General features: G+C 40.0%; 6 protein-coding genes. All 6 read right to left on the bottom strand.

The features are described from left to right. Positions 1-15: 15 nt before the first annotated feature. Positions 16-633, bottom strand: coding sequence for a distal tail protein Dit (locus J2X75_RS01810; protein ID WP_310333966.1), 618 nt, complete (start codon positions 631-633; stop codon positions 16-18). A 19-nt stretch (positions 634-652) separates the two neighbouring features. Next, on the bottom strand, positions 653-4,114 hold the full coding sequence (locus J2X75_RS01805; protein WP_440432935.1) for a phage tail spike protein: 3,462 nt from the start codon (positions 4,112-4,114) through the stop codon (positions 653-655). 41 nt (positions 4,115-4,155) lie between these two features. Continuing rightward, a complete protein-coding gene (locus J2X75_RS01800; RefSeq protein ID WP_310333963.1) occupies positions 4,156-10,704 on the bottom strand; it encodes a phage tail tape measure protein in 6,549 nt (2,182 codons plus the stop codon). A 50-nt stretch (positions 10,705-10,754) separates the two neighbouring features. Further along, positions 10,755-11,165 carry a hypothetical protein gene (locus tag J2X75_RS01795; protein ID WP_310333962.1) on the bottom strand — a complete coding sequence of 137 codons (411 nt, stop codon included), beginning with the start codon at positions 11,163-11,165 and terminating at the stop codon, positions 10,755-10,757. A gap of 29 nt (positions 11,166-11,194) precedes the next feature. Beyond that, the gene (locus J2X75_RS01790; protein ID WP_310333961.1) at positions 11,195-11,677 is read right to left on the bottom strand and encodes a hypothetical protein; all 483 of its coding nucleotides are present in this window, start codon (positions 11,675-11,677) and stop codon (positions 11,195-11,197) included. Positions 11,678-11,932: 255 nt separating this feature from the next. Beyond that, positions 11,933-12,676: a hypothetical protein gene (locus tag J2X75_RS01785; RefSeq protein WP_310333958.1), complete on the bottom strand. Its 744-nt coding sequence runs from the start codon at positions 12,674-12,676 to the stop codon at positions 11,933-11,935. Positions 12,677-12,683 lie beyond the last annotated feature (7 nt).

Here is a 12,683-nt window from a genome sequence, read left to right as displayed (position 1 = left end):
CTCTCCTTTCCGAATTCAGTTCAGTTCACTCCATGTAGTATATTTGGGGTAATCGCTCCATTTAGGTCGGTTCGTATTTAGGGCGAGATGACCTTCTGAATTCACAATCACCGATTTGGAATCTATCCCTGTTTGAAAAGCCGGTTTCCACTCATAGATTCGGTCTTTCCATTCATACGTTCGCGTTGTCATAACTGGAGAGTAGGCATACGGCGAATCACATCTGAACGTCAATGTAATGTAACCTTGTCTCAGTCCATTGTGTATAAGTGTTGTTTCATCTACAACGAGTGCATAAAAAATCCTTTCAGGATTCACCCCTTCTTCGGTGGTAAATGTTAATTCCTGATAATAGTCATGTTGCGTTAACCATCTCGCCACTTCCCTGATCTTGTCTGAGTCCCAACTCTCTTCAAATGCAAAAGAGACCGAGAATTGCAGCGGTTCAACCTCAGTTCTCATAAAATAAGGTTGATCCCTTCCCTTGATTTTCTCTTCCACAATACTCCGGGAAGGAGCAAAATTTTCTTCCAACATACCGCTGTTAAGATTAACGTTAATGATGCCAAAATCCACAGATTTTTGGCCTGCATACGAAAAATATAGTGCATCCCGAATGGTTATCGTAATCACCTCCTTTCCAGATCTACTATTAGTTCAGGTCTATACGTTGGCCGTTAATTTTAATATTGCGATTAGCTTTAATTTCAATATCACCATCGTTTTTCATATGAATGGTTGAACCGGCTTCTGTTTTGAAAATAATTTCTTTACCACTTACTTCAACTGGTCCGGATTCAGACTCCATAATCACTTTGTCATCCATGAATTTCAGACTTCTTCCTCTTCCATTGGATTGTGCCGAATATAACAGTTCGAGGGACCCATTGGGTTTGGTTATTAGACCTTTGCCGTATTGCCTTGCGTCTCCCTCACCCATACTGATAATCGGATAGGCTGTCTGTCCATCTCCTTCAAAATACAGCTTCATTTTGGTCTTGTCTGTCATTCCATAGACCATCACTGGCCAGCTGGTTACATCCGTTGTCATTTCACCAGATTGACTGGCATTACGCCAATATAACTTACGCCCATCCGATAATGCTTTATGTGTACCCGTTCCCGCCTCAACCATACTCGTCAGAAAGGTTAACTCTTTCCCTTCAATCTTGATGTAGTTGGACCATCCTTGTACTGCCGCGCGCGTCAAAGTCGAAACTTTGCCAGACACGATTGAACTTATGAAACCATCCTCTGCCGTAACCATCGTTGCGGCGATCAGTTCTGCATCGATCGCTCCCGCACCTACAATGTCCCATTGATTCATGAATATCTTACGTTGCTCCGAATCAATCAACAGCGTGTTTTGATTATCCGTTATCTTCAGCTTTTTGAATTTGGCAGTACCGTCCATGGCAATGGATGCAATAGCATCTTCAAACTCTTCTGCGCCTGCCCAGAATCCTTTCAATGGGAACATCTTCATCACACCTGCCCCATCTCGCAAGGTTAGTGATGATCCTTCGATCTGGCCATCTTTGAACAAAGAGTTTTGAATCTCTGCTGAATCCGCATAGAGTTTATTCATCCAGACATTGCCGTAATAATCTGCATGAAAAGGAGCTCTCGCCCATACACTGGACCCGAGAGCCAAACCATTTTTATCAATTGTAAAGACCTGATCATCCACGCCAGCTTTGACAAACAGATCTCCATCAAGCGAAGTACCAAATGTTTTATCAGCAATCCCGTTACGAAAACGTTCGATAATGAATCCTTCATCCGCTGTCATAGAAACGCGATTAACTTTGGTCGTATCATTACAGTTAGATGAACCGTACCGGTTCAGGAAAAATCCAAAACGATCCGGTTGTTCCGAGAGCAATCCGAGCTTCACAACTTCACGTCCACAACGGTCATCGACCATCAATCTGGACCCCTCAATGGTAAACACACCTGTTGTATCGCCTATCACAACCCGCTGACCCAGAATAATCTTGCCTAGCACCATTTCAGCAATCAGTCCATCTGCCGTAATGGCCGTTTCATATCTCAGCCCCCCTGATCGTGTCAGGCCAAGTGCACCGTTTGTCAAACGTAGAAAACGTAATGGATCATCCGGATCAGTAATAGTAATCCCTTTGTTATTAATATCCACTGTGTTGTTAATGGACATATTGATTTCATTCGTAACCTTATTCCAGAATCGGTCAAACAGCTTACTCATATCAGATGAATCAACAACAGCTTGACCCCATTTTGTCTTATTGGTGTCAACAACGATTGAGGTATTCTTGGTCTCATTTAGAAACCTCTCAATTCGGGTAGATTCATCATTTACATTTTTAATGTTGGACAACGTTAGACTGATGGAAGACGAATCATAGTTATATTGAATCTCACTAATACGGGCGGTCACACCAATACCAACTGATTCATATTTCACATTGACATAATCCCCAAGATTGAGTTTATCCCAGTTAAGCTGCTCCTCCACAATTTCCAGAAAGTTAACAATATCTATATCCACAGATAGTTGAGGTACCTGTAGTTCCCTAAATTTTTCAAGAGCTGCCTCGTACAGATCCTTTTCATCAATGTACTTGTCTTCATTAAATTCTCGTTCAATAACAAAGTAGTTGAGCTCCTGTAGTTGCTCTGAGGAAAAGTTGTTCTCAGCCGTTAATAAGGTCTGTAGCTGTGTAATTTGTTGCTTAACCGCCATAATCTTGCTGTTCAGGTTTGAAATTTCGACCTCTTTCAGGGAGATCTGGTTCTTTTTCTGATCCAAACTATATCGATCCACAATGGTAGCTTCATTGGAAGAGGTCTCGTATTCACCCAGGCTTATCGTGTTCACCTGAATGAAGCAACTTGCTGCACCCCCGTTTAAACTTACCGTAACCGAATCAGTTCCCTTAGATCTGGTTAGCATCGTCCATTTTCCAGATACTGCATTGACCCATGTTCCATTCACTGAAACGGATACTCCAGCAGCAGGCTCAAGTCGCATCATGACAGCATATGCATAATCTGAATTAAGTTTAAACGTTCGAGATGAGTTGCTCGAATGAGTATATTTTTCCAAAAACATTTTATCAGCGAACTGTTGGGAAAGTGTCACTTCTTCCAAAACAGCCTCGTCGTTTTGTAACTTGTTCAGATCAATCTGTAATGGAATCAGATCCTTTTCATACTGTTGGAGTTGATCCAGGTACTGATTGAATTTCTCCTTGTTAGACTCAACCAAGTGATTGTAATCAAGTAAAGCATGGCATAGTCCATCAGACATCCAAAGACTTGAGGTAATGACTTTACGAGAAGAATCACGTTCAAACGGATACAACCAGTAGCCGAAATTCTCAATATAATTCTGTCCTGTAGGATTGACTTTCTGAATTCCTAAACCATCCCTGCCGCTGGCATATAATCTCGTAACCATTTCCTCAGCACTTGTCTCTCGATTCATGCTTTTTAACAATTTCCCATAACCCACGGTGAGTCCTCGATTAATTCCGGTCAGTTCTGGCTTGGTCATACTGATTAGTCGTTTTTCTGTATTAAAATGAACAATCGCGTTATATGTCTCTGCTACCGAGAATACGGCCTCAAGGGCACTATTAGATGAAAAATCGAATGTCCTGTAACTTAATTTAAAATCGGCATCGAGATAATCAATGTTCCAAAGCGTATTGGCCAGCAGTTCCGTCAGCACTTGTTCTGCATGATATGATTCTGCAAGATAACTATGGATACGCTTGTCTGACAATTCCCTGGCTAGAGAGTAGCAACGGACGTTTAGCATGTCCGCATCACCCAGATCATCCCCTAGGCTATTTACCGTAAACCACTCTATCTTGGTACCTTGCACCATTTTTACTAAATATCGTTCTTTGATCAGATCTACATTTTTGTTTCTGTGCAAGACATGGGCAATATCCTGCTGGTACGGTATTGAGAATGATAACTCGCTAACATCATTTAAGCGTATACTCATGGAGTCATGACAAATCTCACTCATTTTGCTAATGATCTCCCGATTCGGCTTTGCCAAAAAATATTGGGGCTGTATAGGTTTTCTAAGATAGTCTATAACACCTGGCAATGGCTTCACTCCTTTCTTCAATATAAAAAGGAAGGGCTTTTGCCCTTCCCCTAAATGGTTCTCCACTTTAATTTGTTATTTAACGCTTCTTCGAATTTTCCAAGCAAGTTCAAACCGGTATCGTTATCCTTAGCCATAATTTCAACTTTATCAATCTGAATTCGGTTATCCGTATTTCCGGCAACTCTATTCTCAGAAAATTTAAATGTACTGAAATCAAGACCGGTTTTGATTCGATCTGTGATCCCGCGAACAACATCTACAATCTTCAGAAGATTGGATGTATCCGATTGATTCAGAATCAACTCTTTCTCATGGGCAAGCAGGAATTTACCACCTGCAAATGACGGAGTCATACCACCAGTATTCGCTGAAAATATATTTAGCTTAGCCAGTTCCGCGAAGCTATTGTCAGGAAATTTATATTTCTCCCGATATCCCTGGTTCTCCTCTTGCAGTTTTTTGAATTCCTTTTCCAGTTGCTGATATTTATATGAGTCTGAATTATACAAGGCCATTTCTTTTCGAATTTTTTCAGCCTGATCCTTATTACTCAGATAATGTGTCCATGCTTTTCTTGTTTCCATCGTGCCTTGAATTTTAAATTCATTGGCTGATCCACTATTGTTGTTCCCTTGTGATCCTGAATCGGATGATGAATAGTCTCCTGCTTTAAATTTCCCTATGCCTTCCATCGATTGCTGAAAATTGTACGTCATGTTCTGCATTTCTTGAGAAGTCTCAAATGCATGCTGTTTAATGCTAGCAAATAATTCGTTATACCTGTCGCCTATTTCGGTTAATTTTGCACTGACGACTGCAGCATCGTTACTCATCAACCCTTGCTTCAAATCATAAAAATATTTCTGGTCCTCAAGGATGTCCTTGTAATAACGTTCTGTTTTCTTCTTCTCATCATCCAGATTAGCTAGCGTTGTCTCATGAAGATCGCTATCTTCTTCTTTTAGCTTATCTGTATAATTCTTATGATCGTCAAGTTGGTCCTGTAGTCCCTGCTTAACAAGCTCTCGTTCACGATCACGTTCGTATTTAGCGATTTCTTCATTTACGGTTGAGAGTTGCTCTGTCAGCTCTTTTCGTTTTGCCTTAGCCTCCATAGAGTTATCCAAAGACAAAACGTTAAGTTTGTCCACAAGTTTCTGACGCTCGTTCTTTTTTTTGGTCAACTCTTCCTCATAATCGACAGAAGAATTTTCACGATCCAGTGCTTTTAGCCGTGCATTAATGTGTATTTCGAACTTCTTCTGCTCATCATCCAGATGTTTATTTCGCTCTTTATGGCGTTCATCTTCAGCTTTCCGCTGCTCATCAATGGCATCGATAGCAAAGTCGCGTTGCTGCTCAATGACTTTTTTGAAATCTTCAATAATTTTGTCTGCGGCATTCTCACGCAATGCTTTTAATCTCTCATTTACGTCACTCATAGCTGAATTGTTGTCTATTAGCGCAATGTTTAAATCTTTCAGCGTATTGGTATATTTAACGGTCTGATCGGCGTTTAATTTGCCACCTGAAAGTAGATGCTCTACATATTTAATCTCTGCTTCTGTGATACGGTTCTTCTCTTGTAGAACAGGAATCTGGCTTGCAAGTTCCTTATTATATTCTGTAGATCCTTCCGTCATGGTCTTCAATTTTGCATTTGAAAGAGAAACTAGATGATCTTGTTCCGAAAGCTTGTCATTATAACTTCCGATATATGAATCTATCACTTTCTCTCTTTTAGCATAAATTTGAGATTCATCCTCTACATTATTTGATTCCAGATCTGCAATTTGCTTATTATACGTTTCTGAAGTTATTTTCTTATCTTTAAGCAATTGCTTAATCTTGGCTATCTCTTGCTCTCTCAATTTAATTTGTTGACCAACATAACTAATTTGTGATTGTTCTTCTTTGCGCCATTCATCAGAATTAATGTATAACATCGATTGTTTACTTGTAGATTTTGCGATCTTTGTCTGTACTTTATCGATTGCCAATTCGTAATATTCAGCCCAGGAATCGATTAGCTTGTACCGTTTTTCGATTTGTAAGTTTTGGAGTTCATTAATTTCCTTGATTACTGCTTCTTCTGCCTTTTTCTTTTCTTCTGACGTTGCCGGTATTATTTCAGATGTACTTCCGACACTCTTTTTTGTTGAAGGGGCAGCGACCTTAGGGGCCTTTCCCTTAATGGTGTCATAGTTATTTAATACTTTTGGAACGTAATCATAGGTCTCTTTAAATGGAATTTTATCCATATTTCCATTTTTAATCCATTCATCAACATTCCCAAACCCCGCATTATACGCAGCTAGAGCATGCTTAACGTTCCCTTTGTATCTATCCAAGAGAAACTTAAAGTACTTGGTGCCCCCTTTGATATTCTGCTCAGGATCAAAACTATCTTTCACCCCAAGATCTTTAGCCGTAGGAGGCATTAATTGCATTAACCCTGCCGCCCCTGCTGGAGACTTTTTATTAGGCTTAAAATCGCTCTCTGTTTGTATGATAGCTGCTATCAATTTTGGGTCAACATTGTATTGCTCAGCATATTTGTTAATGTAGTTTGCATACTTACCTGAGTAACTCCCTGAAGATTTCATTGTAGTAGGAACGTTCTCAGAAGCAGTATCATCTGATTCCTTGGTTGTTTTTATCTTGGTAGATATTAACTTCTCAGGATTCTGAACACCTTTCTTCAGGAGGTTGATCTTTTTCTCCATCAGTGAGTTTTCTTCCATTAAAGATTTTCGATATGCAGCTGAACTGGTTTCCATATTCTTTTGTCTGTTGTGAAGATCATCCAAGGCTTTATCTACACCTTGAATTTGTTTCTGAAGTTCGGTCAGAACCTCCGTGGTCTCTGTATATGTGTTATTGGCTTGTTTGGCGGAGTTTGCAGCCTTATCAGAGGATCCCGTGTTTTTCTCATTACTAATACCCAATAAGTCTACTGAATCAGTTAACTTATTTATACTAGCCCTTGCATCAAAAGAACGTTCCAAAAGTTCATTAAAAGGAGCTATAAGTTTCTGAAGCTCCTTTTCAGACTGATTTAGTACTGCTTGATTCTCTATTCCCTTTTCTGTGTAATCTTCAACTTCAACGTCTGCAGCAAGTGTTAACCGTACCTGAGCTTTGGCAGCATTTAATTTTGCAAGTGTCGTGAGAGCATCAATCTCGATGCCCCAAGCTCTCAATTTACCCACGAGTGCTTGGTTATTATTGATCAATTCCTGCTGTGAAAGCACCCCTAACGTTTTAATATAATCTACTTTTGTTTTCTTCAAGCTCTCCAAGGCTGATTTCTCAATTGTATAGCCATCTTTGGTTTGTTTCACATGCTTAGCAAGTTCGGGATACTTCAGAATTAATGCATTCATCTCATCTGCTGACAGAGACTGCCCTTTGGATAGGTCGTGAATAACAGAGTTCAATTTGCCAATCTCTGAGGTAACACTATTGACCTCACTGGTGAATTTACTTAAATCGGTATTTACCTTGATAGGTTCCTCTAAAGGTGCTAAATTAATCTCCGCGATTGCTTGATTAACTTTATTTAACGTATCTATAGTCATATCACCAACGTTAGGCAACTGCTGTAGAAATGTCATTGCTTCTTCGGGTGTTTTAAATTCTTGATTCTGGAGGGCATTGAATATTTCTTTTGCATCGTCTTTAATCGCAAAAGCCGTAGCTTCACTCTGTGCTGCCATTTCAACATAGATATCGACAAACTTTCGAGTTGACGCCTTAACCTCGGTCCCTTCTGCTTCTTGTAGATCTATGTAGCTCTGATAAGCTCCTTTGATTGCATCAGATTTAATATTAATATCTTTTTGGAATTCTTGGTTTAATTGATCTAGTTTCGCTTTCTCACTTTCAAATTTATTGGCACCAAATTCTACATTGTACACCGTTTGATCGTAATCAGCTTTACTATAATTCTCTGATCCTATTTGATTATAATATTTCAATAACTTTAGTTGTTTTTTGTAGTTAACATCAATTGTCTCTACTAAATTCTCTTTATCGTTAATTTTTTTTTTATTACCAGCTAATCTTTCCTCAATGTCCCTTGACTGTTTGTTATATGCCAATTCAGCCTTGAATCTTTCGTTCTCAATTTCTGTCTCTAGTTGTTCGATTTTCCCTTTAATGGCTTCTGTATTCTCACTCAGAGATTTGGTCTGACCGTTAAGTGACTGAGTTGTAATTCCGTATCTGGTAGACAATTCGCTTTCAAGTTGAACAAGCCTTGTTTTTTCTTCATAATTAAGCGATGCCTGGTTTGAGAGTTCCTCATACTCTACTGACAATGATTTCAAACCATTAAGATCGTATACCTTCTGATTCAACGCTTCTGTTTGATCAGAAAAATCCTCGGTCGCTTGAGTCGCGTTTGAGAACTTATTCATTAACCACTCTAAACCAGTCCCAATTATCGCAAACACAAGTCCTACACCAGTGCTAGCCAGTAATGCCTTAAAAGAATTTTTTAATATAGTAAGACTCATGCTCAACGCTTTGGTACCCGCACTCGCTGCAATAGTTGCAGCCGGAATTCCCATTAAACCAAGAACGGCCTTCGCAATCTCCACTACCAAAATTCGTAAAGACGCGCTTAACAAACCTACTGCCATGCCTAAGAGACCAAATAATGAAAAGCTACTATTTAGTTGAGCCATCCAGTTCAGTAAACCAGTAACAAGTGAAGTAATGGTGATAATGCTGTCTGATACCAATGCGTTACCCAGCGCAAGTGTTAGTGACTCCCAAGCGGTCTGCATATTTTGAATTCGTGCGCCGAGTGATCCCATATATTGCTCATTATCTTTCATAGCCGCTCCTTGGGAATGAAGGGCTGATTCCGATGCATTCACTGATGTTTGCCAATTCTGCATCAACGCAGTAAATGTTGTTGTCTGATCTTGTCCAGCCAAGCTGAAAGCCGTATTTTGTTGCTGAGCTTTCGTTAACTGATTCCATTTTCCCGCCAGCTCATCCAATACCGTGATCACATCTTTGTCAGCTTTGGAAATTCCTACGGATTGTAGAGCTCCGGCAGATTGTTCATCTGAGCCAACTCTAGTGTATATCGCCTTCAGACCTCGTCCGACGACATCTCCACTTTCCCGAGTAATACTGCTAATAGCTGCTGTATTTCCCAGTAGCTCCTCAATCGAAACTCCAAAGGATTTGGCTGCTGCGCCAGCTGAAGTTAAGGATAATGCCAGATCCTTACTTGAAACACCGTAGTTCCCACTAACCTCCTTGAGCTTATCTGCAATTCCCATACTCTTATTAGCCTCAATGTTAAATGAAGCCATTGCACCAGTAAGCGTATTTACCGAATCACCTGGTGTCAAGTTGGATATATTCTGAAGCACACTTGCAGCTTTCCCAAGACTCAGTGTATCTGACTCGTTAAACCCCTGATTGGCAAAACCAATTAAATTCCCGTTCACCTCAGACATGCTACGTCCCGTAGATTGAGCAATATGGGTACTACCATCCAACATTCGATCTTCGTTGAATGACGTCCCTATTGTTCGTCCTAACTGATTCATCTGACCATCCATTTGAATGATGGATTGAACTGCTTTTCTTAAGACATCCATGGGCTGAATCAATGAGGTTACATTTCTCATCCATCCCCCAGCCATAGTTGAGGCTCCCTGCATAACTTCACCCAAGGTTTTGATTTCTCCACCTGCTGCAGATGACGAACGCGTAGTTGCTTTAAGCTGCTCATTGACTCTAGCTAAATGCTCCGCAGATGCTTTATAACCAACCGTAGACATCGATGAGTTAAGTGTCAGCATTTCATTGCTTAGAGATCTTAACCCATTGGATACCGTCCCATTCAAACTGTATTTTTGACTTGCCTGAGCAATTCTTTCTTCTGTTTCCTTAATGGAATTACGCAAGTTTGTATCCATTTTTGCATTCTGTTGTAGTGCTTGCTGATGTGCTCGATCTTTGGACTCGTTGTTTCGGCTTGTTTGCTGTTCCAAAGCTCTGCGCGTGGCTTGTTCTTCACTAAGATTGATTTCACGTTGCTGGTTTAAGCGGTTTTGTTGATTAAGTAGACGTTGTTGTTGCCCAACATGCTCCATCACTTTATCGTAATTTCTTACTTCACCGTCATTATTGGTATTCACTGTAAGAAGTTGACCTGCATCATTTTTATATGTTTTAGAGTAACCGGTAATTTCACCTAATTGATTTTTGTTTGCTTTACTCTTGGTCACTGTATAGCCTTCTAGTTCTTGTTCCAGACGTTTAATGGATTTGCGTTGTTTCTCATAAGCTGCTGTCTCAGCATCCGTCATATGGCGCTGACGTTCTTGAATCGTCTGAATACGTTTATATTCATCCATTGAACTTTGCATCATCAATTGATTCTGAACCATGGTACGATTCAATCTGTTCATGCCCTCTGCGTAAGAGTTCATTCCTTGTACAAAACTTTGATCAAAATCCACTTTGACCTCAAGTTTGCTCATTTTATTTGAAAGTTCTCGAAGGGCCTTATTCAGATCTGTAATTACTTGATTGGTATTTATATTCAAATCCAGTTCATTCTGCATTCATGCATCACTCCTCTTATAACAAAAAGGAGCAATTCAATGAATTGCCCCTATTGTGCGTATTGTTCGAACTGTTCACACAGTTGGTCGTAGACATCCGCTGTTTCTCCCTCCAACTGCAATGAACAACTTTGCAGGATTCGGTACATCGCTTGTAACATTGGCATACGTTCAGCATTTGACTCGATCATCACTTGCTCTTCCAGTAACTCCTGCAACTCTGTTTGAAGTATTAGTGAATCTCGTGGAACCATGCTGCCGTTTCTCATGACAAAACTGCCGTCTTCATTCTTTAACATGTGTTGATCTTTCAGCTCTTCCATTTCTTCATGAAAATGCTGATAGTGTTCAACCAATAGTTTTTTAAACCGAGTCCGTATACGGCTTTCCTTGGCTTCCAGCTTGAGCTGGTGAAGGAATACAATGTATTTTTCCAGATTTGCTTTCAAAAACACTAACATGAGTATTCTCCTTTTATAGATGTATTTCGTTAAATAATCTCATCTGTTAATTGTTGTGCACGTGTCAAGGCCAACTCAGATACCATTACTGCCATTTTCTCTTGCAATGCCTTAAACTGTTCTTCAAGCTTTCTAAGTTCCACATCCGGGAACTGTGTTAATACTTCTTCCATAATTCCATTATCTAGCAACATGTTGGTTACCTTGATGAGTTTCTCCACATCCAGCTTTCTAGGAATCGGAAGATCTGAGAATTCTTTTAGAAGAAGTGTGTTATACAACCCAACTGTATCTTTGATAACTTGATCCGTAACATCTGTTTTCTGTCTAAGTTGCTCGATTAGAGATAAATAATTGGTGTTCACATTATCAATTAGCGATTTCCGAAAAAAGGTATGAATCTGGACTTCATATTGTTGGTCTGTTACATAAATCGTTTTGCGCTGATTGTTTTTTGCATCTAGCGTACTTAAAGCTGCCGCCGTTAATTTTTTTGTTTTTGTCGTAGTCAATATGATCACTCCTGATTTTGATTTAATGGTCCGATTAAAATGAGAACTCCCTGATATTACGGCTCTGTACTTGAGCAAATTATTAATGATATCAGGCGAAACATAGAAAAAGCCGCATGATCATGAATGAAGACACGCAACATTTCAAGCATATGACGAGGTGATATAATTCTGTAAAATGCTCAAGCTACTCGGGATAATCACAGAAAAGGGCTGAACCAATGCTTGGTCCAGCCCCATCCTTGCATCAAAGTTTTAGTCTTCCAGTACGTCGATAACAACCATGGCTTTGGAATGCGTATCCTTCAGCACTTCACAAGTAAATGTAAATGGTTGCGGATCGCCCGTTGATGCCATACCAATCGAGAATCCAGGCATTACTTTCAGTTTAGGAATAGTGTACACAGCCTCTACGTCGAAGCCATCTTCATTCTTCCAATTCGTCGTACCTTCAAGAAGGTATGTTCCTGGGAACACATCCGAAGCAACCGTCATACTTTGCGTGGTATCTGGCGCTGCGTAGTAATAATCAGCAATAACTTTATCTCCCTCATTGAGAGTGGCTTCTGTAAATGTCACAGTAGTACCTGTAATAGGAGAGGCAGTGAGTTTGGCGTCCATAGATGATCCGTTTGATGTTTTGAAGAAATGCGCCAACTTGGATGTAAGTGGGGCATTACTAAGTTTGATTTCCCCTGTCTTACTCACTTCAAGAACCTCTTTTTTATGCACAGGTTTGGTTCCTTTTACAAATTTAGATCCTGTAAGAACAGCGAGTGATTCTTTGGAGATCAACGCATCTTCCATTGTCATGGTTACATCTTTCTCGGAATCCCAGCCAATTAGCTTCGGATGCCCTTTTCCACCACGTGCATATACGGTCTGTCCAGCAAACTCCATCGACGATGTCGTCAAACTTTCCAAATAAACGACCGGTTCACCAGTCTTAACATCTTTCAATACTACATCCAAAATTTCACGTGATCCATATCTGCTCATAAAAAAA

This window comes from Paenibacillus sp. 2003 (assembly GCF_031455635.1).
GTDB classification, from domain to species: domain Bacteria; phylum Bacillota; class Bacilli; order Paenibacillales; family Paenibacillaceae; genus Paenibacillus; species Paenibacillus amylolyticus_B.
This window is presented reverse-complemented; position numbering and strand designations above follow the sequence as displayed.

Coding starts and splice junctions, on each gene's coding strand:
- J2X75_RS01800 (WP_310333963.1), bottom strand. CDS start 10,704: ATGCAGAATGAACTGGATTTGAATATAAATACCAATCAAGTAATTACA.
- J2X75_RS01795 (WP_310333962.1), bottom strand. CDS start 11,165: ATGTTAGTGTTTTTGAAAGCAAATCTGGAAAAATACATTGTATTCCTT.
- J2X75_RS01785 (WP_310333958.1), bottom strand. CDS start 12,676: ATGAGCAGATATGGATCACGTGAAATTTTGGATGTAGTATTGAAAGAT.